30 protein-coding genes and 1 tRNA gene are annotated in these 24,881 nt (G+C 60.3%); 12 read left to right on the top strand and 19 right to left on the bottom strand.

The genetic code is table 11. From position 1 onward, the window contains the following. Window positions 1-141 precede the first annotated feature (141 nt). Genes MUN73_RS15615 through MUN73_RS15605 form a run of 3 tightly spaced genes read right to left on the bottom strand, consistent with a single transcriptional unit; the run spans window position 142 to window position 1,629 of the window. Window positions 142-1,170: a tyrosine-type recombinase/integrase gene (locus MUN73_RS15615; protein WP_250141436.1), complete on the bottom strand. Its 1,029-nt coding sequence runs from the start codon at window positions 1,168-1,170 to the stop codon at window positions 142-144. Then, window positions 1,167-1,469: a hypothetical protein gene (locus MUN73_RS15610; protein WP_250141435.1), complete on the bottom strand. Its 303-nt coding sequence runs from the start codon at window positions 1,467-1,469 to the stop codon at window positions 1,167-1,169. Before MUN73_RS15610 ends, MUN73_RS15615 begins: the two co-directional genes overlap by 4 nt. Then, entirely contained in the window at window positions 1,462-1,629 is a 168-nt protein-coding gene (locus MUN73_RS15605; protein ID WP_250141434.1) for a hypothetical protein, read from the bottom strand. Before MUN73_RS15605 ends, MUN73_RS15610 begins: the two co-directional genes overlap by 8 nt. A gap of 639 nt (window positions 1,630-2,268) precedes the next feature. Here MUN73_RS15605 and MUN73_RS15600 point away from each other — a divergent pair. Next, window positions 2,269-2,514: an ArsR family transcriptional regulator gene (locus MUN73_RS15600; RefSeq protein ID WP_250141433.1), complete on the top strand. Its 246-nt coding sequence runs from the start codon at window positions 2,269-2,271 to the stop codon at window positions 2,512-2,514. A 275-nt stretch (window positions 2,515-2,789) separates the two neighbouring features. Here MUN73_RS15600 and MUN73_RS15595 read toward each other — a convergent pair whose 3' ends face one another. After that, window positions 2,790-3,311: a hypothetical protein gene (locus MUN73_RS15595; protein WP_250141432.1), complete on the bottom strand. Its 522-nt coding sequence runs from the start codon at window positions 3,309-3,311 to the stop codon at window positions 2,790-2,792. Between the two features lie 138 nt (window positions 3,312-3,449). Beyond that, window positions 3,450-4,256 (bottom strand): hypothetical protein, encoded by an 807-nt coding sequence (locus MUN73_RS15590; RefSeq protein WP_250141431.1) that lies wholly within the window; start codon window positions 4,254-4,256, stop codon window positions 3,450-3,452. A 333-nt stretch (window positions 4,257-4,589) separates the two neighbouring features. On the opposite strand from MUN73_RS15590, the gene MUN73_RS15585 reads away from it, so the two are divergent. Together MUN73_RS15585 and MUN73_RS15580 are read left to right on the top strand one after the other, a co-directional pair. After that, window positions 4,590-5,015: a type IV pilin domain-containing protein gene (locus MUN73_RS15585; RefSeq protein WP_250141430.1), complete on the top strand. Its 426-nt coding sequence runs from the start codon at window positions 4,590-4,592 to the stop codon at window positions 5,013-5,015. A gap of 1 nt (window position 5,016) precedes the next feature. After that, window positions 5,017-5,478 carry a type IV pilin domain-containing protein gene (locus tag MUN73_RS15580; RefSeq protein ID WP_250141429.1) on the top strand — a complete coding sequence of 154 codons (462 nt, stop codon included), beginning with the start codon at window positions 5,017-5,019 and terminating at the stop codon, window positions 5,476-5,478. A 112-nt stretch (window positions 5,479-5,590) separates the two neighbouring features. On the opposite strand, the gene MUN73_RS15575 is transcribed toward MUN73_RS15580, so the two are convergent. Further along, the gene (locus MUN73_RS15575; protein ID WP_250141428.1) at window positions 5,591-5,776 is read right to left on the bottom strand and encodes a DUF8053 family protein; all 186 of its coding nucleotides are present in this window, start codon (window positions 5,774-5,776) and stop codon (window positions 5,591-5,593) included. A 115-nt stretch (window positions 5,777-5,891) separates the two neighbouring features. Here MUN73_RS15575 and MUN73_RS15570 point away from each other — a divergent pair, with 115 nt between their 5' ends. From MUN73_RS15570 to MUN73_RS15545, 7 genes are all read left to right on the top strand, one after another. Beyond that, window positions 5,892-6,323, top strand: a complete 432-nt coding sequence (locus MUN73_RS15570) for a DUF8023 family protein (protein WP_250141427.1) — start codon at window positions 5,892-5,894, stop codon at window positions 6,321-6,323. Window positions 6,324-6,337: 14 nt separating this feature from the next. Then, entirely contained in the window at window positions 6,338-6,466 is a 129-nt protein-coding gene (locus MUN73_RS22610; RefSeq protein WP_265339270.1) for a hypothetical protein, read from the top strand. Next, complete coding sequence (locus MUN73_RS15565) at window positions 6,467-8,050, top strand: Env/VP5 family phage fusion protein (protein ID WP_250141426.1); 1,584 nt, start codon at window positions 6,467-6,469, stop codon at window positions 8,048-8,050. It abuts the gene before it with no gap. Between the two features lie 79 nt (window positions 8,051-8,129). Continuing rightward, complete coding sequence (locus tag MUN73_RS15560; protein WP_250141425.1) at window positions 8,130-8,843, top strand: DUF8063 family protein; 714 nt, start codon at window positions 8,130-8,132, stop codon at window positions 8,841-8,843. Beyond that, window positions 8,840-9,655 carry a hypothetical protein gene (locus MUN73_RS15555; RefSeq protein WP_250141424.1) on the top strand — a complete coding sequence of 272 codons (816 nt, stop codon included), beginning with the start codon at window positions 8,840-8,842 and terminating at the stop codon, window positions 9,653-9,655. Before MUN73_RS15560 ends, MUN73_RS15555 begins: the two co-directional genes overlap by 4 nt. Continuing rightward, window positions 9,652-10,806 (top strand): hypothetical protein, encoded by a 1,155-nt coding sequence (locus tag MUN73_RS15550; protein ID WP_250141423.1) that lies wholly within the window; start codon window positions 9,652-9,654, stop codon window positions 10,804-10,806. The genes MUN73_RS15555 and MUN73_RS15550 overlap by 4 nt, the downstream gene beginning before the upstream one ends. Before the next feature lie 172 nt (window positions 10,807-10,978). Beyond that, window positions 10,979-11,374, top strand: a complete 396-nt coding sequence (locus tag MUN73_RS15545) for a PD-(D/E)XK family putative nuclease (protein WP_250141422.1) — start codon at window positions 10,979-10,981, stop codon at window positions 11,372-11,374. Window positions 11,375-11,594: 220 nt separating this feature from the next. Here MUN73_RS15545 and MUN73_RS15540 read toward each other — a convergent pair whose 3' ends face one another. From MUN73_RS15540 to MUN73_RS15490, 11 genes are all read right to left on the bottom strand, one after another. Beyond that, a complete protein-coding gene (locus MUN73_RS15540) occupies window positions 11,595-11,885 on the bottom strand; it encodes a DUF7692 domain-containing protein (RefSeq protein WP_250141421.1) in 291 nt (96 codons plus the stop codon). 231 nt (window positions 11,886-12,116) lie between these two features. Next, window positions 12,117-12,659, bottom strand: a complete 543-nt coding sequence (locus MUN73_RS15535; protein WP_250141420.1) for a restriction endonuclease — start codon at window positions 12,657-12,659, stop codon at window positions 12,117-12,119. A 239-nt stretch (window positions 12,660-12,898) separates the two neighbouring features. Beyond that, a complete protein-coding gene (locus MUN73_RS15530) occupies window positions 12,899-13,369 on the bottom strand; it encodes a hypothetical protein (protein WP_250141419.1) in 471 nt (156 codons plus the stop codon). Between the two features lie 315 nt (window positions 13,370-13,684). Continuing rightward, window positions 13,685-14,242: a hypothetical protein gene (locus MUN73_RS15525; RefSeq protein ID WP_250141418.1), complete on the bottom strand. Its 558-nt coding sequence runs from the start codon at window positions 14,240-14,242 to the stop codon at window positions 13,685-13,687. A 372-nt stretch (window positions 14,243-14,614) separates the two neighbouring features. Further along, window positions 14,615-16,234, bottom strand: a complete 1,620-nt coding sequence (locus MUN73_RS15520; RefSeq protein ID WP_250141417.1) for a DUF7845 domain-containing protein — start codon at window positions 16,232-16,234, stop codon at window positions 14,615-14,617. A 2-nt stretch (window positions 16,235-16,236) separates the two neighbouring features. After that, window positions 16,237-16,551: a hypothetical protein gene (locus MUN73_RS15515; protein ID WP_250141416.1), complete on the bottom strand. Its 315-nt coding sequence runs from the start codon at window positions 16,549-16,551 to the stop codon at window positions 16,237-16,239. A gap of 379 nt (window positions 16,552-16,930) precedes the next feature. Continuing rightward, window positions 16,931-17,452, bottom strand: a complete 522-nt coding sequence (locus tag MUN73_RS15510; RefSeq protein ID WP_250141415.1) for a PD-(D/E)XK family putative nuclease — start codon at window positions 17,450-17,452, stop codon at window positions 16,931-16,933. Window positions 17,453-17,564: 112 nt separating this feature from the next. Further along, window positions 17,565-17,858: a hypothetical protein gene (locus tag MUN73_RS15505; protein ID WP_250141414.1), complete on the bottom strand. Its 294-nt coding sequence runs from the start codon at window positions 17,856-17,858 to the stop codon at window positions 17,565-17,567. A 392-nt stretch (window positions 17,859-18,250) separates the two neighbouring features. Continuing rightward, window positions 18,251-18,490 carry a DUF7563 family protein gene (locus MUN73_RS15500; protein ID WP_250141413.1) on the bottom strand — a complete coding sequence of 80 codons (240 nt, stop codon included), beginning with the start codon at window positions 18,488-18,490 and terminating at the stop codon, window positions 18,251-18,253. A gap of 59 nt (window positions 18,491-18,549) precedes the next feature. Then, window positions 18,550-18,724, bottom strand: a tRNA-Trp gene (locus MUN73_RS15495). Window positions 18,725-18,770: 46 nt separating this feature from the next. Next, window positions 18,771-19,766: a DUF5794 domain-containing protein gene (locus tag MUN73_RS15490; RefSeq protein WP_250141412.1), complete on the bottom strand. Its 996-nt coding sequence runs from the start codon at window positions 19,764-19,766 to the stop codon at window positions 18,771-18,773. A 553-nt stretch (window positions 19,767-20,319) separates the two neighbouring features. Here MUN73_RS15490 and guaB point away from each other — a divergent pair. Further along, a complete protein-coding gene (gene guaB / locus MUN73_RS15485) occupies window positions 20,320-21,822 on the top strand; it encodes an IMP dehydrogenase (protein WP_250141411.1) in 1,503 nt (500 codons plus the stop codon). Between the two features lie 24 nt (window positions 21,823-21,846). Here the strand turns inward: guaB and MUN73_RS15480 are convergent, their stop codons facing one another. Further along, entirely contained in the window at window positions 21,847-22,326 is a 480-nt protein-coding gene (locus MUN73_RS15480) for a cupin domain-containing protein (protein WP_250141410.1), read from the bottom strand. Between the two features lie 131 nt (window positions 22,327-22,457). Here MUN73_RS15480 and MUN73_RS15475 point away from each other — a divergent pair, with 131 nt between their 5' ends. After that, on the top strand, window positions 22,458-22,925 hold the full coding sequence (locus tag MUN73_RS15475) for a hypothetical protein (RefSeq protein ID WP_250141409.1): 468 nt from the start codon (window positions 22,458-22,460) through the stop codon (window positions 22,923-22,925). A gap of 29 nt (window positions 22,926-22,954) precedes the next feature. Here the strand turns inward: MUN73_RS15475 and MUN73_RS15470 are convergent, their stop codons facing one another. Then, a complete protein-coding gene (locus MUN73_RS15470; RefSeq protein ID WP_250141408.1) occupies window positions 22,955-24,706 on the bottom strand; it encodes a YcaO-like family protein in 1,752 nt (583 codons plus the stop codon). Window positions 24,707-24,881 lie beyond the last annotated feature (175 nt).

Genomic DNA, 24,881 nt, shown 5'->3' with positions numbered 1-24,881 from the left:
TCCCTCATCTACGTCACAGTAATCTCGTCACGAACCCGTCGCTCACGAATTTGTTCGCGGCAGAGGAATGGGGTCGGAGGGACGTGCGCTAGTGGATTTGCCCCTACCATCTGGCCGTCACTCGCTAATTTACGCCGCTTTTTAGCGCTCATCATTGTCTTCAATGTCAAGTTTCAGAGTTTGGTTGGCGCGCAGTTCCTCGAATTCCTCCCGCTCGGTCGCCTTGTAGTAGTGGCGCCGGATCGTCTCGGGGCTCGCGTTCACCCGTTTCGCGACGGTCTCGATCGCCAGGCCGCGCAGTAACTGCCACGTGATCGATCCCGTTCGAATCGCGTGGGGTGACCGACTCGACGGACACTTGCTCGCGTGGTTCCGGCGAGTGAAATCGCAGGTCTGTCGGCGATTCCCGTGCGGGCACTGTACGACGAGACACGGCTGTGTCCCCAGGTACGACCACGCCCGAAACGTCGTATCCGACGGGCGGCCCTGCCGGCCGCAAAACAGCGGCTCACGTCCGTTCTCGTCGCGCTTCTCGAATCGCTCGCGGGCAATGTACGTTCGAAGTGCCTTCACGACCGGTTCCGAGATCCCGACGACTCGCTCCCCCTGCTCTTTCTTCTTCAACAGCGTTGGCGGCCGGTGGCGGAACTCGAGCGTCTGTCGGTCCGGGTCGAAGTCGCGGAGATCGAGGGCTCGAATCCCGCTCATTCGAGCGCCCACGTGCCACGCGACCTCGAGGAACGCGTGTTCGGGCCGACCGAACCAGTCGGTCGACGTCCGAAAGAACGACAGGATGGACTTCGCGTCGTCGACTTCGAGCATCGTATCGCTCGATTCCTCCGCCCGCGAAAGCGTGGGGACGTTCACCTTGTCGGGGAGCTCGTCGTCGACGACGTCGATCGACGCACAGTAATCGAGCAACTGCTTCACCGCCGTCAGTTGCCCCTTCAAGGTCGCGGGCGCGACACCCGCCGCCTCACGGGCCGCCCGGTACTCGTCCAGGTCCCAACCGGTCAGCTCCGCCATCGAGTCGATTTGCTCCTCTTCGGCCCACTGGACGAACCGGGTCAGTCGGTTCTCGTAGCTCCGAACCGTCTTCTCGGTGTTCTCCTGCCGGCGGCGGGAGAGGAACCGATCACGCGCCTTTCGCGGCGACAGATCCCTGCTCATCGTCCGTCACGCTCCCGCCAGTTCTCGGCGCGCGCGAGCGCGCTCATCGGACTGTTTTCGAGATCGTCGCGTTCGAAGAGCCGATCGGCGATCGCCGTCTGAAGTGCGGTGCCGGACCGATCCCGCGGCCGGGTGTCCGGCACGTGGTGTTCGTCGACGCGCGCGGCCAGGTCGTCGATCGCGTCGATCGTTTCGACGAGCGCCGCGTTCTGGTAGCGCAGTTCCGTCGCGATCGCCTCGAGCGCCTCGGCCTGCCGTTCCATCGCGTCGGCTCGCCGATCGCGATCGGCCTCAGACATAGACCCGCACCTCCGCGACGATCGTCGCTCGAAGGGTCTCCTCGCAGCTGTCGCAGACGGTGACTTTCCCGTCGGGATTCTGGACCTCGAGTTCACGAACGCGGCCCACAGTCAACCCGCAGCCGTCGCAGGGCGGGACGTCGCGATCGGTGGCGCTCATCGGCCCACCTCGCGAGTATCGCGCTGGTTACAGTATCCGGTACGCTTACCGTGGTGGCGTGTTTGATTTGGCATGGTCTCACGCTTGTGGGACCGCGGACTCACCGCGCGCGCCATCACGTGGAACCTGGGGGCGTGCGGTCGCCGTCCGTCGGTGGTTCGTAACGACTGTCCGATACCCTCTTAGTCGCTGCACGGCCGGTTCCGATAGTTCCGACAAACAGAAATCGGCAACTGACGGCCTCTCGAATACGATTTTGGAATCTGCGGCGATTTCCGATACGATTTCCGAAACGGTTTCGATGGGCCGTGGGCTGTGGACCGCGGGCCGATCGATGCGGTCGATCGGGGGACTTTTCCCCCGGTGCGTTCAGCGATAGCATGCTTCCGTACTCACTTACGGGAGCCAGCGGGCCGGTGCCCCTAACACCGGGTCCGCGTTCTCACAAGGACCCGTCCGGGCAGCGGCGGGTCCGTCTGGCTTCCGTTGTCCGCACTCAGGAACGGATAGTACTTCAAACTAATGCATCGAACAATGCACTACAAGGAATCGAATAGCGTTCAAATACCATCGTACCGAGCATTCTAACATGGAGTTCCGTGTCTTACCAAGAGAATGCGACGACCACGGGTGGACTGGATGACGCGTGCTGACGATGCGATCCTCGAGTTCCTTCTCAACGAGGGTAACGAGCCGATCGTCGCGAATCCGTCCACCGTCGAGGCGAATATCGATTACAAAATTTCGCACGTTCGCCGTCGACTTCGGGCACTGCAAGACGGCGGACTGGTCGAGTACTACGATGAGGATCGTGGTTTGTATCGGATTTCCGATCGGGGACGAGCCTATCTCGAAGGAGAACTCGCCGCCGAAGACTTGGAGTGAGTACGGAAGCCCCACCAGCCAAAATAATCCTGTTCAACCGGCTTTGTTGAAATCTTCAACAAATGACACAACTCTGGTGCTGAATACAGAGCATAGATGTAGTGTGGTCAGGAATGTTCAGTCAAAAGTAGAGGACGATAGCAGCGCCTATCAAGAAAAGAACTAACACGAGTAGTACTATCCAGTCGGGAAGGTTTTGAAGTGGGTCTTCAGCCATTAGTTCATCCCTTTGGCCATAATCTCAGCGAGTTTCGAGTTGATCATACTATCAATTTTTAAAGTCCTGGGATGCCGCCACCGAAACCGCCTCCTCCACCGAAGTCATGTTCCTCACCGAAGTTCTCTCGTCGTTTGGCTATGAACGTAAATTGTGTTTGATTCATTCCCATCCCTCGGCCTTGAATAAACTTATTCTCGACCTCTCGCCAGCCATCCGTATCATCGATCCCGCACGCAAGGGCAATCACATATGGATAATTGTCAGCGTAATCTTCAAGTTGACCACGTAATTTTCGCTTCTGGTCATTTGAGAAGTGTCGTTTCATTTCAATTCCGACTGTATCATCAACTACAACATCGCCACGAGCATTTCCGCGTTCACGGCTGACCACATAGTTGCTACGTCCACCACCCATTATATCGCCCATCATACCATCACTTTGTCTGTTGAGTTCCTCATCCAGAAAATCAGCCAATTCACTCTGAAATTTGCTTTCGTGACCATAATCCTGAGAAGGCCGCCATGCGTGGATCAGGTCAACTACCTCTTGATACGTTTGATTACCTTGTCCGAACATACTCAAGATGTTTATAACAAGATATGATAAAGGTGTGGTATAGAATAAGAAGGAGGAAGGAGAGACCCGTCTCTAACTACCTCTGACTTGCGTGCTGTATTCAGCACGTCATCTTGAATCTATCACTGATTGAAGGGTTCAGTTAGACAGTTCGATCCCAAGCGCCCGCGCCGCGTCGGCGGAGATCGTGACCGATCGATCGCCGACCGTGACCGGCGCGCCGGCGACGTCTTCGAGCAACGCCGCCAGCGACTCGCGATAGGACTGCGGTCGCTTTTCGATAATCTGTACTCGGGTACTCTCTGGATTACTGTACCCACGGTTCGCGATGTAGGAATGGGCGAACATCTCGCGGACGTCCGTGGGCGCGCCGTCCAAGTACCAGGGGAGTGTGATGTCGTCGAGTTCCGACTTCTTGCCGATCGGCGCGCCCAAAACACACAGGACTCGCCCGAGAATCGCTCCGTCGTCGGCCGGCCGGATCGTCGGCCCACCGTTCTCGTCCGCTTCCTCGTGGGTCGTATATCCGACGCCGGCCAACTCGAGCGCGTCGACGACGTAGGAGTGGTATCCCTGTTCGTTGAGCGTCCACTTCGGAACCCAGTTCGTCCGAATGATCGACCCGCCCGAGAAGATCCCCGCGACGAGTGCGTTCAGTGGGAGAAACGCGTCGTCGTCGTACTTGACGTCGATCCAGCCGCGATCGCGTGCGGTTTCGATCCCGGCAACGACGTTCGGCGTCTTGCCGTCGGTCCAGGACCGGACCCGGCCCTGCGGAAGGTCGAGCGCGTTCGCGATCGCGGTGTACCCCTTGTCCGGGTTCTCGGACTGGTACCGGGCGACGTCGCGATACTCGCGGACTGCCACCCAGGCGTCGTCGTACACGCCACCGTCGTAGGTGCGCGCCAGGTCTTGCTCGGTGACGAGCGCATCCCGATCGGCCATGTCGTATAGGTGTGTCAGGGTGGCCATAACGGTTATTGCCCCGGGTTCAGCTGAACGGAATCGCCAGACGGAACGGTTTCAAGGGGGTGCTGTACGGGTTCTGCGGCACGCTGATTATCAGGACTGAAACCGTTATCAGTCTGTGAGAAACTCACGATCCCATAAATATATGAACCCCTGACCGACAGGTGACTATCAGCACCGAAATCGGAGACGGCATGAAGGTGGGCGCTGGGTTGGTGTGTGTACCCCCAATCCCCAAGCGCAGGTCGGGATACCAGATACCCCGGCATAAGCCTTCTCACCGTTCACGTGGGTGCTGTGAGGTAAACAATGCTAGAAAACATCGGAAAGAAACTCGTCGGAAACGACGAGGAACGTGCAGTGAGTCCAGTTATCGGCGTGATTCTCATGGTCGCGATTACCGTGATTCTCGCGGCCGTGATCGCGGCATTCGTGCTCGACCTCGGCGGCAGTGTCAGTCAGGAAGCTCAGGCTGGTGTTAACATTGACATCAACGAAGAAAATGGAAGCGAAGAGATTCGTGTTGAAGTAACGTCACTCGGGAATGCAGATCACGTGAATATCGGCGGCGACGCCACTAGCCTTACTACATTCAACGGCTCGGAGGAGTTGGAAGTTGGCGATACGCTGACTCATGACGGTAATTCTGGCGAAAATGGGACGATCACTGCTATTGCTGTAATTGAAGAAGATGGTACGGAAACCGTCGTTGCCAGCGACGAGTACGACTTCTAAAATGAGTAGTATAACAAACAAATTAGTCGGAAATGAAGAAGAGCGTGCAGTGAGTCCGGTCATCGGAGTAATTCTGATGGTCGCCATCACAGTCATTCTCGCGGCCGTGATCGCGGCGTTCGTGCTGGATCTTGGTGGTAGCGTGAGTCAGGAGGCTCAAGCTGGTGTGACGATTGAGTATGACAATGCATCCGATGAGATTCAAGTTGAAGTGACATCACTTGGTAACTCAGATTACGTCGTTCTCGGGTCAGACGCTGAGGATCTCAACAGTTCCGTTTACGACACCAGTGCTAACGAGTATGGTGAAAAATTAACCGCCGGAGACACTGTTACAATTGGGACCGGCAACAATAGCGACTGGGACACCGCTAATGCTGAGGACGAGGGGACCATCACAGCAATCGCAGTTATCGAGAGTGACGGTACCCAAACATCCGTTGCAAGTGAAGACTGGCCATAAATAGTACCCAATCTATATTTTCTGTCAGATCGAACTGTCCACCTCAGTCTTTGGAATTATTCTGCTTATACCGCTGTTCTACATTTCCTGATAGCAAAAACTGTAATGACGGTCAGGAGTGAATCTCCTCGACAAGTTCGAGCGTCCACTCTCCCTCGTCGACGTGCCGAATGTGCACGTGATGTTCGCCGTCGAGTTTCCCGTTCTCGTCGAGGAGCCCCTCGATCCGGAGGTCGTCTTTCGGGAGCGTGATGCCGGCCGAGTTCTGGTCTAACTGTCTGAGTTTGTTCAATGCCATATCCTGCGGGCAACCCGCCTTGGTATAAACCTTGGTGACTATCGGTTTCACCAAGACATAGCCTAGGTTTTGCTGACGTTTTTGCGCGGGCGGATGCCACCGCCGTCGTTGCACTATGGCAACGAGAACAACTTTCGGCAAGTTCGCGCCGAGCGACAAGAACGAGGTGGACCTCGTCGACGTGGCGGCGCTGATGCTCGTCCCGATCACCGGGGCGATGATCTTCGGCGTCTGGTCCATGCAGATCAACGTGTTCGGAGGGTACGACTTCACCCAGCCCATCTGGACGATCGGCGGGGCCGACATCTCGGCCGCGCTGCTGATCACGCTGTTCGGCGATCTGTGGATCATCGGGACGAACCTGTATAACCAGGATACGGACCACGAGACGCAAGAACTGGCGGCGATCGGCTTCGCACTGCTGGCACCGGTCATGTACGTGTTCGTGCCGGCGTTCGCGACGTTCGTAGAATCGGCTGACGTAATCCGGCTGGCGATGGTGCTGTACCTCGCGGGAGCGTCGGTGTACGTCTCCTACACGGGATAACGGAGGTGGAAAGCATGAATATCGAGTTTTTCGACGACGAAAACGCTCAGTTGTACAGATACGCGGTGCTCGGCTACTGCCTCGGGGCGTCCGGGCTGACCGTGGTACTGGCGGCGATCGCGGCGACGGCGGGGGTGGTCTGAGTGGCGGCCCATCGGCCCATCGCCCATCGCGCGTTCACCCTCCTGTTCGCGTTCCTCCTGGTCGGCTCGCTCGTCGCGCCGATCGCGGCGAGTCCGGCAGCCGCCCAGGACTCGACGACCGAGCAGGTGTGTGACTCGCCGGCCCGGTTCTTCGAGATCGTTAACAAGCCGTGTACGACCGCCGAACAACTCGGGACCGTCGACGAAACCGAGTCGGGTGCCTATCTTCAGTCGGACGTCCACGCCAACGCGCGCGGCGTTGAAGAATCGTGGGAGTCGACCTATATCCTGACCGGGAACTACCTCGAAGACACGCCGACGATCGCCTCGCTCGAGGGCAAAGAGGCGATCGCCAACTCCTGGGAGAACAACGCGACCAAGGCGACCGCGACCGAGAACGTGAACGAGTCGATCGACGACTACTATACGAACCTCGAGATTCAGCTTCTCGAAGAGTACAGCGCCCACAGCGCGCAACTCGCGTATCTATCGAACCAGACCCATCGAGATTCGGAGACGCCGGACGAGTTCATTCACACGACCGGGTGGGACGACGTCGATGCAGGAGATTACGACAGGAGCGAACTCCTCACCGAGACAGCCAATCTCACGTACAATCTGTCCGACGGCTCCGTTCACGAGTACCAGGGGATGCAGGTGAAGATGTACTTCACCAACTCGAACGACGAGGAGTTCGATCGGGTCTACGACTACGATATGGAATCGTATGATGAAACGGGCGAAGAATGGACGTACGGCACAGAAGCGACGAATGACGGCGTCGTCGTCGTCCAGAACGTCCCCGAGTTCGACCTGCTGTCCGAACAGGTCTACGACAATCGGGAGGTAGCGGAGAGGTTGATCGAGATCGAGAACCAGCGACAGACGGCACACGACAACTTCGATCCGCAGTTCATCGACAGCATGTACACCGCGCTCGACAACGGCGAGATCACGCCGGAGGACCTGCGCGGTGCGGAAGGTATGGTTCGGTACCTCTCCGGTGACGCGGAGGTGACCGACCAGCGGTACAAACTCGCGACGCACGCCGTGCTCGAACTCGACCGACCCGACCTGAACATGTCGATGGTCGTCTCGTACGACGGTGCCACCGACTACGAGACGGAAGACGAGAACGGAACGCGCGTCCGCAACTACACCGGCCACGTCAACGAGACGTACGAGGGGCTCCTGTTCTCCGGTGAGACACCGACGGACGGCTTCGAGACCGGCCAGACGTACGACACGGACGCGCTCAACGGGTCGCAGTTGATCGTTACCCAAAACGAGACCGTACACTTCTACGATGGGAATTTCACCATCGAAGAGATGTACGATTCGGACGGAAACGAGGTTACCAACCAGACGTGGGAACGACCGAACTACGAAACCTACGACAGCGACGAATACGTGGCCTTGCTCGAGCAGATAGCGGAGGATCAGAAGGAAATTGAAGAAAACGAGGACTCGAGCGGAGGGGACGGTATCACGATCGGCGACCTGTTCGGCTCTAACCCGGCGATCGGGCTAACGGCCGTGCTCGTGGTCGTCGTGCTGTTCCTCCTGGGCAAGATCACGCCGTAACCGACACACCATGAAACGATTTTTTGCGATACTGGCGATAGTGGTGCTGAGTCTTGGGCTTGTGGGCAGTATGGGCGCGATGGCTCAGGAAGGCAACGAGACGACGAACGAGACGGACACAGCGGAAGACCTCGAATTCATCCGGTCGATCATGGAGCGGCACGACGATCCGGCAGACGCGCCGGATCAGTACGTCGAGATAGTCCGCAACTGGGCGGACGAGAACATGCACGACCTCGATCGAGAGGACCGGACGGACATCAGTTCGTGGCTCCGGGTAGCGGAGTCGGGCGGCGATCGCGACGACGACCCCGGCGACGACGAGCTGGGCAACACGACGAAGGTGAACCTCTCGAAAGCGGACACGCTCGCAGAGAACGAGACCATCCGGTTCAGCGACTCGGCGCGTATCCTCGGCTGGGAGTTCCGCGACGGGGCCGCTCGCGTGGCGATCCAGACCGATATTCGAACCTCGGTCACGATGACCGACGCGCTGGCCGGCCTCGAGGACGAAGGTGCGGTCCACGTCCCGAAGACGAGCCAAGAACTGGAGGAAGGGACGCACATCGTCACGCTCCCGGTCGAGACGGTACAGCAAGGCTCTGCCGTCGGCGTAACGGCGAACGGCGCGACAGTGCGGCTCTCGTCGGGAATGATGGCCGGGTCGAACCCACTCCGGTACTTCGGCGGCACCAGCGGCCTGTTCGCGGGGATGGTACTGTCGATCGCTATGTCCGGCGCAGCGGCGCTGTTCGTGGTCTGGCGGGAAGATAACGGAGTGATGAAAGCATGAGATTCGGAAACTGGTACGACCGACTCACGTATCTGGTCGCAGAGGCGCAAATACTGGTACTCGGCGTGCTGTTCTCGCTCGGCGCGGCGCTGGTTATCTTCCGGCCGTCGATCCCGCAGGTACCCCCGGTCGCAGTGGGGATGCTCGCAGCGACGATGCTGTTCGGCCCGGCGCTGTTCGGCTTCTTCGTGTGGTTCGTGAAGAAGCTCCGGACCCGCAATATGGTCGAGGTACACCACGTCAACGCGGTGAACGATGACCTCGAGAAGTTCTACGTCGAGCCGTCGGTCTGGGCCGAGAAATCGATCGAGGGACCGAACCCCTACCCGGTCAACGGCGGCTCCGCGTGGGCAGTACAGGAGTTCGAATGGCTGGAGGACGTCGGCGAACTCCGGGTGAAGGGCGTGTGGCTGGAGGAAGTGGCCGACACCAAGCTTCTGACGAGCAAGAGCCACATGGAAGCGATCTACGGGAAACTCACGGAATCGCATATCGCGCTGAACATTCTGCGCGACAGTGTGAGCGAGTTCGGCGCGGACATCCAGCGCCGGCTCGTGAACAGCATGGCCGAGGCGCGAGAACGCGGGAAGATGATGGATCAGGACGCGGTGAAGGACGTGTTCGAGGACTTCGAAGACGACGCGACGGGGTTGGGTGACGACGACCTTCCCACGCTGGAACCGGACGAGGTTCCCGGCGGCGATCGCGTCGGCGACCTCGAGGACGAGGCGATGGACGCGATCGACACCCCGGCCGACGTGGGCGTGGGCAGTGGGCCGCAGGAAGCGGCGACCGACGGAGGACAAGAATGACGGACGATAACGACGTCTACACGCCAGCACAGTTTCGGGAGCATCAGGACGGCTACGGCGTTCGCGATGCCGACGCGCACGAACACACGGGGATCGTTCGGGACGAGATGGTCTCCCGGTTCCTCTCGATCCAGGCGGAATACTACGACGTCCGGGAGCTGAGCAAACCGGGACGGATGCCCGGCACCGCGGACGGTCTCGACGAGACGCGAGAGATTCGCGCGATCGCGGCGACCGAGACTGGTCGGACGGCACTCGATGCAGGAGATATGCCGACGCTGAAGCACCTGACCGGCGACCAGAACGAACGGGCGGACATCTCCGGGATGAAGGCGATTCAGCAGGTCGACCAGATCATTCAGGATCCGGCACCGGTCATCGTCATTATCGGCGACATGGGGACCGGAAAGACCGACCTCGCGTGCCTGCTCGCGCAGCGAGCGAAGCACCTGCTCGGGATCGAGAAGGTCGCGAGCAACATCCCGACGCTGAAGGAAACCGACCAGTGGACCGATGCAGACGGCCAGACACGCGACGGCTTCATCCCGAATTACAGATCGATGGAGGAGTGGGTTCAGCAGAACGGCGACCCGCTCAACTACGACCAGGAGGCGAAGCTATTCATCGGCGACGAGTTCTCGAGCGTCGGCGACGGCGGCGGTAAGTCGGGGTACCTGATGCGCAAGAAGATGGGACCGCTCGTATTCAAGATCCGGAAGTACGACGGGATGCTGATCTACGTCGCACACGACGAGAGCAGTATTCACCCGCTGCTGTGGAGAGTCGGCTATATCTTCCAGAAAAGCTCTCTCAAACAGGCTCGCGTCGCGGACAGGATCAAGAGCGGCGAAGTCCGGGACGTCCGGTTCGAAATCGACGGGATTCCCCAGACAGACTGGCGCTACGACACGAAAGACCCTGCCGTGTGGTCGTGGACAGGTGCCGAAGACGACGAGAACCCAGAACCGGGAGACGTCGCCTACGACGTCGCAATCTGGACCGTCAAGGCATGCAAAGAGGACGGCCTGAGCCACCGCGAGACGGCCAAATTCGTCCCGTTCGGGAAAAGCTGGGTCGGCGATCGATGGCCCGAGATTCAGGACGGCGATCACGACGAGGCACTGGACAGAGTTGAGGCGATAACCGCATGATGGCGATACGATGTCCGCGCGTCCGTGTCCGGACACCCCCGGCCACCCTATGGGCGGCGGCCGATCGGCCCGCCAGGGCCGACGGCCCACCGGATCGATCCGCCTCGAGTAGCGACGAGGAGTGTATATATAAGACGCGTGCGAGGCGCGAGCGATCGCGTATCGAATAAGAATGCCATCTCACAAAGCGAACAAACATGGGACGGCGTGTGAGTACCACCTCGCGGAGACGTATCGCGTCGATCTCGTCGACCAGGACGGCAAGCGGATCGACACCAGCTGGTACGACGGCAAGAAGGACGGCACCCCGTGGGAGTTCAAAGCGACGGCTCATCGTCACGCCGACGGGAATCCGGGCAACTTCAAGGTGTACAGGCAGTACCACTCGAAACTCGTGCGAGCCGGGGGAATGTACGGATTTGCCGTCTATCGGAAGCGAGGGACCGGAACACAGATTCTGAAGACGAAGGCGATCGCGGCCTCAAGCCTGCCCATGTTGCGATGGCACGGTGGCGGCGATCACCGTGGGACCGAACAGGCGAAACTCTCGATTGATGCTATCTTTTGACGGTAACTATCTGCTATTGTTCTTGGAAAACGTCAACTAATAACGAGGGATTGAAGGGCAAAGTTTGTGTATCGAAAGTTGGGCTGGAGTAGTCCACCACTTCACCACCTACCTCTCCAGCCCTACTTCGATATTGAAGCGCCACATCCATAATGATTCTGCCTAGTCAGTTATGGGATATTTAGTGCCATAATTCGAACTCCATATTATCGGTATTCAGTTACATCTCGCCTTTCGTTTCGACCGCAATTTCAGTCTTGACGTCGAAGGAGACCGCTCGCGTGCTCAGTGTGTCTGCAATCTCTCGGCGCTGTTTGATTGTCAAATCGTCGCGCTCCAGGACGCGTCGAGCCGCGGCCACGAGTTCGTCGACGTCGTTGCACGCGAAGGCGATCGCGTTCGATCGGTTACAGTCGTAGAACTTCGCGGCCTTTTGGATAGCGTCGAACCGCCATTCGTTCCCGTCGTCGGTCCGGATTCGAACCGATCCCGGCGTCTCATTATGAGACATGGCTGTGAACACGATCCGCTATTCCTAGTTTTTTCGGTTCACTCGAACGAGTCTATTTTATAAAGAGGGTGTCGGGACCCGCCTCGATCGGCACCGTGGCCGGGGCGATCGCGATGGGCGTGGGCCCGATATGAACACGGCCGGTACTCGACTCGTGTTCATATTCGGGAAACCGATCGTCGCAACGTGTGACCCCTGGAAGAAGTAGAGTAGAAGTCTAGATCGGCCGCATTATGATTCGGACTGTTTCTCACTATTCGATCCAAAGAGCAGCTTAAGCGGAAATACGATCAAAGCCCACATTATCTTCAAGGGAAGGATCACAAATAGCCAGAACAATCCTTTAAGGACCGACCCCTTCGGCAGATATCGATCAAGAACTTTCTCTGCATTCTCCTCAATGATTAGGTCAGCGAGTTCTTCACCACTGATGACTCGCACATCTGGCCGTTTTCCTTGCTTTCGCGCTCCTTCCGTAAACTCCGTCGTCGTTACCACAACGAGTTCATCAATATCGTCTCCAAAACGAAGATCGAGAACGCGATTTACATCTGACTTATCAACTTTGTATCCTTCTCGATAAAGCGGCTGCACAAGCTCTGTCGTTCCAGACCTAAGGAAGCCACCTCCTTTCGTAGCCTTAAATGTCGCTCGGCGGGCATCGGGATCTTCAATATCGTATCCCCGGTATTCCCACAAGTCTGTGACAAATTTGTCGAATTCGTCGGTATCAATTTCAAATAGGTCTTCTCGAATCGTCTCGTGTTTATCCATTCTGATGGTTTCATTGCATAATCAACACTTGTTTCTTTTGGCATTTCATCATTCGTTGTTCTGGAATTGATCCCTCCTAAGCAGACTCGGCAACATCACTTGTCGAGGTTCCGGTGTAGACTACCAGTTCGATATTGACTCTGTGATGCTCGATATCGGCAGATTCAACTTTTCCACTAGCGCGGCGCGCGCTCTGTGCGCCGCGCAATTAATCTCACGTTCTTCAGCGCGTGAACGGATTAGTAGATCTCTATACCGGCGTGTTCGTCCAAAAAATACGCCAGATCATAGCATTGGTCGATCCGTTCTTCCGCTGTCTCCTTATGATCCTCTATATCGGATAGTGGCCTCTCCACCATATCGACAAGCGTCGATTCGTCGGCACGCTCAGAGTGAACATACGCCTTTGCTTCGGGTTCGAGCAACACGCCATCCTCGTGTAACTTCTCTATCCTCTCCTCGATACCCATATCGGATTTTGATACGTTGATCGTTGTTTCTGCAGCTTCTATCATCTCGTTCGCGCGCTCCCTCTTATCCTCCAGTTCCTTCTCTGAGATATCGAAGAGTGATCGAGCATCCTTCTCAGGATCATCCTTGATCTCGAAATAGACAATGGCCTGTGATTGGCGTTTGGATAAGATTCCAACATCTGTCAACCTATCCACCAAGTCATCGGGGTCGTGGTTTCGGCGGTTCGATTTATCCATGGTATTATCCTCAGAATACACACCAAAAACTATTGTGACGTCTAGACAGCATCCTTCGATCAGTGAGTTAGCCTCGGCCAGCAATTCTTCGACAATCTCGATCTTGAACTGTATCGTCAGTCGATGAATCAGAGGTATCTGGAACCCCTATATTCAGCACTCGATTCGTGTCAATCTTTATAATAGAATCGGAGGAGTATTTTTGTACGTGTGCTGCAGAACTGTGTGGAGGCGGGGCGGTTGGTTTGTGACTTTGGCCTTAGCCACAATTTTCATCTCAACAGTGAACCTCTCTTGTCCCTACGGAACATACTATCAATAAAACACAAATATTCCGGCTACAGCACCAAGAGAAGTAAAAATACAACCGATACCAATCATAATATGGTTCATAGATTTTTGATTTAGTTCTATATTTTTGTCTGTCCATTTAGCATAGACAATAGCCATTGTCTTGCAGTATTCATATTTATTATTTTCCTGTAATAGCGATTCGTGGATATTCCCACTACTAATTCCAATAGTACGAGGTCCAAGAGAGATGTACCCATGCAAAAATATGATACCAGACAATAATAACGGGGCAAATGGAAGAGCAAGAATGAAAGAGTTAGGTGCGATTTGAGAGCCATTAGTCCCAAATCTAAGAAGAGCTATATAAATTGATGCTAATATAAGATCTATTTTTATCAGATCGATCGTTCTTTCGCGTGTTTCTTGTATGGTGTCAAGGCTGTTCTGGAAAGAATACTTTGACTCTTTCAATATCGTTTCCCAATATTCTATAGATTTCTCGCTGGTGTTATCTGCTTCCTCTGCTAATTGGTGTAAGCTAATAGTAGTCTTGTCGTCAAACGCATCTGAATCCATCATATAGGTAATGATAACAAAAATGGGGAATATAACTATAGCTTCTGGTTATGGTGTGACTGGTTCAAACTCTAATTTAAGGAAATAGCGGCTACTAGTACTGACCAACCCCCATTTCAAGTGCATCAATTGGAGTCCGATATGCGAAACTGAGGGCGGGGCGGTGTAATTTTTTGACGTTGTCGCCTTGGCGACACCCGCCAAGGGGGCTTTCGCGCGAAGCGCGAAACGACCCCGCCGGCTCGCGGCGCGATCGCGCCGCCGACCCCGTCCTCGAGGCGAGAACTACAATCAGAATTGCACAGTCACCGCTACAAGACAATCAGAATTGCCGAAACAAGGGGTCAGAATAGTGTTGCCACTATCGAGGCTGGTTCAGCGATCGGCGATCGCGCCGACGAATCCGACCTCGGTGCCGCCACCCGGAGTCTTCCAGGACAACTGCGCGCTCCGGAGTACTGCCGGATCGTTACCTGACTTCGACCACTTCTCGAGGGCTTCAGCTGCGATCGTCGCGACGTTCTCGAAACTGCTCGCTTTCAGTTCGGAAAGGATCGTGTCGACCCGCACGCGTTCCGGGTCACCGTTCTGGTCGAACTCGATCTCGGCGCCGTTCTCGGCGAGCCACTCCTGGAAGGGAGACAGTTCGGCAACGTGATCGGCCAGGCCCATCACGTGCTGAATGCGATCGGCGAAGCTCTCGATCGCGTACTCGGCGCTCTCGACGAGCGCTCGCAGCTCTTCGCGATACTTCCGGGCCCGAAACGAGACGTTCCCTTGTTCGAGTTCGAGGATCTCGCCCAGGTTGTTGATCGCCCGGTAGATCGTCGCGGGATGTTTCCCCAGCTGGTCGGCGAGGTCGTCGACGGTCGCACCGCCGTCGGTCGCGATCGTCTCGGTGACGTCGCGAGCGGTCTCACCCATGTCCCGCAACGTCGTCATCAACAGGTGGTCCGTCTTCGCCTCGAGGCGCGGCGTCGGATCGTCGTACAGTTCGACCGGCTCCTCTCGGGCCACCGCATCGAAGTGATCGTCCGCGACGTACACACCGTTCCCATCCGGGGCCAGCGGAATGTCTTCCCAGTGCAGCGCGTTCAGCAGCGTCTCGTCGATCTCCTCGGTCACCTCGTGCCGATCGGCCCACGCCCACGCCTGACCGCCGTTCATCTTCTTGTTGACCAGCACCTCCACCTTCGGATGGTACGACGGGTGGTCCTTCGAGACCGCGTCGGGATCCTTCAGCTGGTAGATCTCGAACTTCCGCCCGTAGGTGTGGCCCGGCAGCAGTTCGGTCACCGACGACGGCTCGAGGAAGAGCCGGTTCTGGTGGTTCATCACCTCCGTGTTGTCGATGTGCAACTCGGCCTTGACTCCCTCCAGGTCGGACAGATACAGCGCCACTTTCTGGAGAACTCCCGCCGACGAGAGCTTTCGAGCCCATTCACGCCGGATACGGACGTACCGCTCGTACGCCCACATCGTACTGGACGGGTGCGGGTCGGTCCGAAAGTACTCCGGGTGAACGCGTTCCTCCGCCTCCTCGAAGATTGCGGCGAAGAACTCCGGCAGCAACTCGAGGCCGCGATCGGCTTCGATGTTGCTCGTGTGGTACTCGACGTCGACGCCTTCCGTTTCGCCGACCTGATTCTCCCACGGGAGCTGAAGCCGATCGCCAGTTTCCCAGTGGCGCATGTTCGGAAACCGCGGGGAGATATTGAACGAGGCCTTCTTTTCGTTCCGCCCACGGCCCACGATGTCCCACTCGTACAGCCGTTCGGCGTTGATCCCGTCGGACAGTCGCGGCGCGAAACCGGACTTGCTGTATCTCACTTCGATCCACCACGGCTCGCCGTCGACTTCGGTACTCAGTTCGAGATGTCCCTCGAACGGCGGCCCCAGCATCACCGACGAGAGTGCATCGTACGGGCCGCGGTCCCAATCGGGCCACTTCCAGCGGCCCTCGATCTCGTGCGGTGTCGTCTCGACTTGGACCACCGCTACTCACCCCGCTCACTCTCGAGGAGACCGGTCAACACCGCCACCGGGTTCCACCACGTTGCGCTCCCGCACGGGTGACAGACGTGCTTGAACGACGTGCAGTCCGACGCCTCGAGGTCGATCGCGTCGACGTTGTTCTCCTGGCCGATCTCAGTAGGATCGGCCCGTTTAACCCGGACTCGCCCACAGCCCACGCAAATCGCATCGACGGGGATGCCGACGTGACCCGCTCCCGCGCTCACGAGTTCCGCCTCGAGGTCGCGATCGTCGATGTCGGCGCGATCGGGACGGGGGTGATCGATGTCGGAACTCACGGTCGACCACCGCCTTTGCGGTCAGTTTCCGCGAGAAGAGATCCTTCCCTATAGAAGCTCTCTTGACAGAGATATACACGGGATTTCTGGTGGGGGTTGATGGCACTGGATGGAGGGATATTTTTTGAGGGGACTACTTTGGGCGACCACAATCGAATCGTGGCCATCTGCGAACGCTGTGAAGCAGTATACGCAGCGAGAGAAGACCAGGATGGACGGATCCGCCCGATAGGTACTAAATCCTGTTCCTGTGGATCCCAGACGTTTCGGCCACTCCATTGAATGGTACCGTATCCGACCAGTACAGGCACCCCCTTTCTTCGCGAACTATACTGAGGGGACCGGTGAGCAGTTCCGTCGATGGAACGATCGCCGATCGTCACAGACGATCACCCACGGTTATCGAAGGATCGACACCAGCCGGATCGATCACGTGCGACCACGCGAGTTTCGCGACTTCCTCTTCCGATCGCTCACCGCCGACGTCGTACCACCGACCGGCCAGGAGTTCGTCGACGATCGTCGCGGGCACGATCGCACGGGCGATCTGCGGGAGTCCCGGCCGCGGCAGGTAGACCACGAGCAGGTACATCCCCGCGGCCTCGAGCAACTGCTCGTGTGCCGCCCGCTTGACGTAGAACCGACCGTGAGTCGATCGATCGCCGTTGCCGGTTTCGATCTGACAGCCCTTGATCTCGATCGGGACGTCCGGTTCGACCAGAACGATCCCGAAGAACGGGAGCGATCGACGCGGCTCCAGGAGCGTCGACGTCCGCGCGTCGTGCCAGGTGGCCGTCCGGTCACCGACGTACTCGAGCTCGGCGACCTCCTGGACGACCTCGGCCTCGAGGAAGTCCCCGCTGGCCTTCGGACTCTCGAGCTCCGACGTCCGCGAACTCATAGCGGACCCTCCCGCGCATCGCGGACGTCGCGCGTACAGTCAGCACACAGTCGGCGGAACGCGTCGACGCGATCGCCGCAGCGTTCGCACTCGTCGGATTCGACGAGACGGCTCATCGGGAATCACCGCCGTCGCGATCGGTGTCCGACCCGAACAGCTCGCAATCCGTGAGTCCGATCGCCGCAACACCGTGTTCGATGCTACAATTAGTGATTGTCGCGGCGAATTCCCGGCCGGAAATCGACACCGTGACGCGTTTGCACTGCCAGATGTTCGTGAACTCGAATCCCTCACGGACCGCAGTCGCGACGTCGATGGAGACGATCACGTCGCCGTCGATCCGATCGATCTGAACGACCGGGACTCGAGCACCGTCGATCGTTACTGAACGATCGTCGCGGCTCATCGCGAATCACCGCCTTCGCGATCGATAGTTACGTACGACAGCCGAGACCGCTCAAACCGCAGTACCGCGATCCTTACCTTCGTCGGAGTCCTCTCGACTACTCCGATGGAAGTTCCCTGCCCGGAGTGTCTGTTTTCTCCTTGCGATGAGAGTTGTCGAGAGGTGATCGAAGAGGGATTACAGCGAACGTTCGAGTGTAGCGACTGCGGCCACGTCTGGAAGGTCGTCTTCTGAACACCCGTTTTCTCGAGGCAACTCCCATTGATCACGCCGCCTCACCTCGGCTTTCGATCGCACGACGAACCTGCTCGTCGGTCGCTTGATGGGCCGGATGGGCTATGGGCGTCCGAGTTTCGACGTCGTACAGCCGACTCGCCGGCACGAACGACCCGTCACGCATCGGCCTCACCTCCGTGACGACCGGGACTCGTCTCCGGGTCCGGGACCGCGACGTCGACGCCAGCGGCGGAGCCGCGGCTCAGTCGCGCGTAGGTATCACACTCGCCACAGCGGTGAGCACGATCGCGATCGTCACCGAAGACGCGCCGGAACCGATCGGTAACGTGGGCTCCGCAGTGGAGGCACGTCGACGGATCGGCCGGGGGCCACGGCGCGATCGTCACGCCGACCACCCCCTATTCAGAATGTATCGAGGACCCGAGAGAAGTCGCTTCTCGGTTTTTATTTCAGATGGGGTCGGAGGGATTTGAACCCCCGATCGACTGATATCTCCGGTGCGCCTCGGAACTCCAGAGGGTCATCACACGAGCACTGATCAGGTGCCCGATCAGTATATCAGTCTGGAGTGTCGTCCCGGGCGCGGTGCCTCTGGAGTCAGTCGCCATGCCTGGCTTGGCCACGACCCCTCGGATTTCTCTTGGGGGATCCGCCCTAAAGTGGTTTCGATTCGGGTTACAGCCACGGGGCCCGACCCTCGGTGTCGGTCGAGTCGTCGCCGGGGTACGTGCTGTCGTCCGCGTCGTCGGCGTCCGCGGCCGCACTGTCGTCGCCCGATCGCTCGTCCGCGTCCCGATCGGTGCCCCCCGAGCCGCCATCCGGCAGTGGGCCGGTCCCGACCGCGGGTGCGGTCCCCATCGTCTGGATCGGCATCCCGGTGGCGTCGGCCGTCGAGGAGCCATCGGCGACGATGCTGGCCGCGCCCGTGTCGTCCTCGCCACTCCGATCGAGCTGGATGTCGATCGCGAAGACGGCCGCGACGAGCAGGGCGGCAAGCGGGGCCTGTCCGAAGGCCATGCCGAGCAGTGACAGCGGGAGCAGGCCCAGCGCCACCGCGCTCCCGAAGCGGAACCGATCGATGTCCATGTACTCCCGCAGGTACGGGCCGGCCAGTGCGATCGTCAGCGCGAAGATGACGCCGACGACCGCGGCGAGCGTCGCGTTGGCGACGAGGGCCGGGTCGTCCATGACGACGACCTGCGCACCGTTCGGATCGAGACTGGCGACCAGCCCCAGTGCGATGATCACGCCGGGGTTCGGGAGGTACTCGCCGATCGTGGCGCTGGCGGTCTTGGCCGCGATCGCGGCGATCACGAGCGCGGCGAACCGCTCGAAGATGACGATGTCGAGGACGCTCTCGATCGCCGGTGCGAGGGCGGCCTGGACGGCCGCGAGCAGTATCAGCGGGATGCCGACGAGCAGGACGACCGCCGCCTGCTCGCGGGGCGTTCCGGTCATCTCGGCGAGGATGACGGCGACGGTGGCGCTCCCGCCGAATATCAACAGCCCGACCTGGATCGCGCCCAGGGGGTCGTCGACGGCACCGGCGAGGATCAGCGCCGGGAAGACGCCGTCGATCAGCGGCAGCATCATCACCAGCGCCAGCAGTCTGGCGTTTCCACCGACTATCCGCTCGAGACGGAGTGCGACCGGGTGTTGAGACGTACTCATCGCTCAGGGTCGATGGCCGTGACCCGAGGCCAGTGGGTAATAGGGTGGACAGTCCCGGACTGACTCGGTACCGGAGAGCCAGTTCGTCGCCCAGTTGTGGCCTCGCGCTGTGAGTTTGAGTGTAAATTTCCCGAAATTGATGCCGGTGACAGAGTCGACACTCGTCAGGCCATCGAACCGGGAATCACTGCAACTCACAGCGTGCATACCCGAACGGAGGACCGGATTGTCAATAAACGTTGTGTGGGACGCCGTTGCATAACTCGTCGATGTTCCGCCAATGGGGCGCAAATCCAGACGAAAGTGAACGAATCTGGCGTTGCGGTAGACGGACGCCAACCCGACGGGCGATCGAGTGAGGGCGACGGTCCGACGGGCAGCGGACCTGGCCGGTCTCCGTCGATCGGGGGACGTCGCGTCGAGCGGACGAACTACGCCCCGTCCGTGGCCGGGGCGGCGAGTTCCCATCGAATGCACCGTCGGCGGCCCCGTCCGCCGTGCGGCGGCGATGCTATCTCGCAACGCTTTTTGCCGACGGGTCCGGACGGTTGACATGGCGAACGACGTTCCTGAGCACGAGCCCTATTCCTCGAAACTCCAGGTGCCGGAAGCACTGACGTTCGACGACGTCCTTCTTCGGCCAAAGGAGAGCCGTGTCGAACCGGACGACGCCGACCTCACCTCGCACGTCTCGAAAGGCGTCGAGGTCTCGGTCCCGATCCTCTCGGCCGCGATGGACACCGTCACCGAGAGCCAGATGGCGATCGCGATGGCCCGCCACGGCGGCCTCGGCGTCCTCCATCGCAACATGAACGTCGACGAGATGGTCGAGGAGATCGGGCGCGTCAAGAGCGCCGACGAACTCATCATCCCGCTCGACTCGGTCGTCACCGCCGACCCCGAGATGACCGTTCGCGAGGTCGACGAACTGATGGCCCGCGAGGGCGTCGGCGGCGCGCCGGTCGTCAACACGCGCGGCGAAGTGCTCGGCATCATCTCGAGCACCGACATCCGGCCACACCTCGAAGTCAACGAGGACGACCCCGTCACGGAAGCGATGACCGACGAGGTCATCACGGCCCCCGAGGAGATCGATCCGCGCGACGCGTTCGACCTGATGTACGAGCACAAGATCGAGCGCGTCCCGGTCGTCGACGACGAGAACCTCCTCGTGGGACTCGTCACGATGCAGGGCATCCTCCAGCGCCGCGAGTACCAGCAGGCCGTTCGCGACGAGGAGGGCCGCCTCCGCTGTGGCGTCGCCGTCAGCCCGTTCGAACACGATCGGGCGACCGCCGCCGACGAGGCCGGTGCGGACGTGCTGTTCATCGACACCGCACACGCCCACAACATGAACGTCATCGACGGCGCTCGCGACATCAAGGACAGCGTCGAGGCCGACGTCGTCGTGGGTAACGTCGGCACCCGCGAGGCGGCAGAAGATCTGGTCGACTTCGCCGACGGCATCAAGGTCGGGATCGGCCCCGGTTCGATCTGTACGACCCGCATCGTCTCCGGCGCGGGGATGCCCCAGATCACGGCCGTCGCGCAGGTCGCCGACGTCGCGAGCGAACACGACATCCCGGTGATCGCCGACGGCGGCATCCGCTACTCCGGCGACGCGATCAAGGCGATCGCCGCCGGCGCGGACGCGGTCATGCTCGGTTCGTACTTCGCCGGCACCGACGAGGCCCCCGGCCGCGTCGTCACGATGAACGGCAAGAAGTACAAGCAGTACCGCGGTATGGGGAGCGTCGGTGCGATGAAATCGGGCGACGGCGATCGGTACCTCAAGGACGAACCCGAGGAGGAAGACGAGTACGTCCCCGAGGGCGTCGAGGCCGCCACCCCGTACAAGGGGACGCTCAAGTCCGAACTACACCAGCTCGCCGGCGGCATGCAGTCCGGCATGGGCTACGTCGGCGCGCCGACGATCCCCGAGTTCAAGGAGCGATCGGAGTTCGTCCGCGTCTCCTCGGCGGGCCAGGCCGAGAGCCACGCCCACGACGTCGTCATCACGGACGAGGCACCGAACTACTCGCCCGACGGCGAGTGATCCGACGGCGCGATCGGCCGTCGATCAGCCCATCGTGAACGAGTTCCCGCACTCGTTGCACGTCAGTCGGAACGACCCCTCGTCGGTGAGCGCGAGGCTGTGTCCGAGTTCGTCCTCACAGTCCTGGCAGTAGACCAGCGACTCGAGGTCCTCCCAGTCGTGCTGGGCACCGGGTGCGCCGAACGCGAAGCCGACGACCCGCTCGTCGCCGTCGTTGTACCCCTTCTGGAAGTCGCCCGGCGCGAAGCGAACGACCTCACCCGCGTCGACGCTGACCGCGCCGTTCTCGGTGTCGAACGTCGCCGTCCCCTCCTGGACGTAGAAGACCTCTTCCTGGTCGTGGTGGGTGTGCATTCCGCCCGAGAAGGACTCGCCGGGTTCGAGTTCGAAGTAGTTCATCGCGAAGTCCGTGAAGCCGAGCGCCTTCGAGATCGGGCGACGGACCGAGTGGACCTTCATCGGATTCGGTTCGATCTCCACGTCGTCGATCGCGACTTTCTCCATACGCGATCATTCGCATATCGTGGTAAAAACCCACGTGATACGGAACCTCAAACTCGGGCAAACGGACGAGAAGTTGTATCGATCGGGCGAGAAAGACAACGCCTACGTGCGTTCGGGCCCGAGTCCCGCGCGTGAATCGCCGTACGGTACTCCAGTCCGCCGGCGTCGGTGCGCTGGCGGGACTGGCAGGCTGTCTCGACGGGATCCAGAGCCAGTTCCAGGGTCGCGTTCAGGGGCGCATTCCGATCGAGATCACCAACGAGAGCGATCGGCCACAGAACATCCGACTCGAAGCCTACGAGACGGGCACGGATCGGCAGACCTACGACGAGAACTACTCCGTTCGATCGGGCGAACTCGTCCATCCGCCACACCTCGACGAACTCGAACAGCGGTTCCGCGTGATCCGGTTCGAGGGCGAGGAGTCGAGTTCCGTCGCCACCGCCCGGATCTCCCCCGACGCACAACTCGTGTTTATCACCGTCTACGCCGACGACGTCGAACTCGAAGTCGTCTACGACGAGGACGAAGCCGAGAACGTGTCGACGGAGGACGACGAGAACGCGACAGCAGGAGCGGGCGACGAGAACGCGTCGTAAGTCCGATCGATCCGGCACCCGGTCGAGCCTCAGGGGTAGGGGTGGAACGGCCGATCGAGTCGCGGTTCGAACCCGAGGTCGTCCGGGACCGACTGGGCCCGCTCGCCGAAGAACGGCTCATCGGTGAACAGCGGCTGTGCGCCCGGCACGACGACCCGGACCGCCTCGAAGCCGAGCGTTTCGACGTCGCGCGTGGTGAGCCGCGCCGCGTACGGCGTCAGCCCGTTCTCGGTCGTCCGCGAGACGAGCGTCTCGAGCGCGTCACGCCCCGTCGGCACCGGGTCGGGGCCGACGCTCGCCGCGGGAACCGTGCGATCGGTCTCGACGAACGCTTGCGCCGGGTCGGGGAAGGCGGCGTACTCGCCGATCGCACCGGAGGCGTCCCCCGCGTCGTCGGGTCCGAGGCTCCTGAGTTCCATCCAGTTCTGTAGCGCTTCCGCGAGCGCCGACGTCGCGGCCGCGGTCGCGTCGAGCCCCGCCGCGGAGCCGACCGCGAACGCGGGCCAGGCGTCCGACGCGCCGGGGTCGTCCACCTCGTCGGTCCGGTGGACGGCGACTGCCACGACGGGGACGTCGACGTCCTGCGTGACCAGCAGCGGCGTCACGGACAGCCCCTCGCTCGCGGCTCGTCGCTCGAGCGCGGCGAAGCGCTCGTCCTCGACGGTGAGTTCGAACGGCTCGAAGGTCGAGTACCACGCGAGCATCGTCGCGTCCCGCTCGATGACCTCCGTCAGTCCCGACAGGATGGCGTCGACCGTCGAGGAGCCGAGACCGAGGCCGGTCGTGATCGCCGGCACCAGTCGATCGCCGGGCTGTGGGAACTGGACCGCCGCTGCGGGCAGGTGTACCCGCTCGCCGGTCTCGAGGGCTTCGCCCTCGACCCACCGGTGCTCGTCGCTCGACCCGTACTCCGGCGCGTCGTCCGGCCGGGCGAGCGCGGTGGGAGGGACCGCGTTCTCCAGGTCGGCCTCGCTCGCGTGCACGAAGTCGTCGTCGCGGTAGACGCCGGCACAGTACCGTTCCAGGGCCTCGCCGACGGCTTTCATCAGCGCGGCGTTCCAGTCCTCGTCGACGCCGGCCGCCTGGCTCGCCGCGCTCGCGTCGCTGAAGCCGCTCGTCTCGGCCGTCGTCGCGAGGTAGTACGGCGCGGGGAACGATTCGACCTCGCCGATCGAGGTGACGACGCCGACCCGATCGTCGATTGCGGCCTCGGCGTGCTCGACGGCGGTCTCGAGGGTCAGCGAATCCGCATCGTCGAGGTCGAGCGATCGCACCCGCTCGCCGGGCCCGCAGTCACAGCCCGGAACCGGGAGGAAGCGGCGACGCTCGTGGGGAAGTTCGATCGTGTGGCCGACGATCGATCGGCCCTCACCGGCGAAGACGCGGACGCACTCCCGGCCCGCGACGGCCCCGGCGAGTCGCGCCGTGCTCCGATCGGCCGTCGGAGTTTCGGCGGGTTCGTCGACGGTCGAGGCGATGCGCGCCGAGAGACACTCGAAACAGCCAGTCGCGGGAGCGAACCCGGAGACTGCGGCGTCGACGGCGTCGATCGGGATCCCCCCGACGCCGCCGATTTCGACGGCGATCCAGGGCGTCGAGCCCGATCGGGCGGCCGCGTTCGCGCGATCGAAGGTCGTCGCGCCGGCGACGTCGCTGACGATCGCGAACCGGGCGTCTGCGAGATCGGTCGGGCTGGCGTCTCGAACGGTGACGTCGACGTCTTCGAGGGCGGCGACGACCTCCTCGCGCACCGGGTCGTCACCGACGACGTGGACTTCCATACACTCAGGATTACGGGCGGAGGGCAAAAGGCCCCCGCTCGTGCGGGCGGGTCGCCGACGTCGGAACCGCTGATTGGAGACCGGATCGGATCGAACCCCGTTCGTACGGATTGCTGTACGTCAGCTCCGGCACAACCGCAGGCCAGGGTCGCGGTCGTGCCGGTACATCGGTACA

Source organism: Halosolutus amylolyticus, from assembly GCF_023566055.1.
Taxonomy (GTDB): Archaea; Halobacteriota; Halobacteria; order Halobacteriales; family Natrialbaceae; genus Halosolutus; species Halosolutus amylolyticus.
The sequence above is the reverse complement of the archived record's forward strand: the minus strand, read 5'-3'. Positions and strand labels throughout refer to the sequence as shown.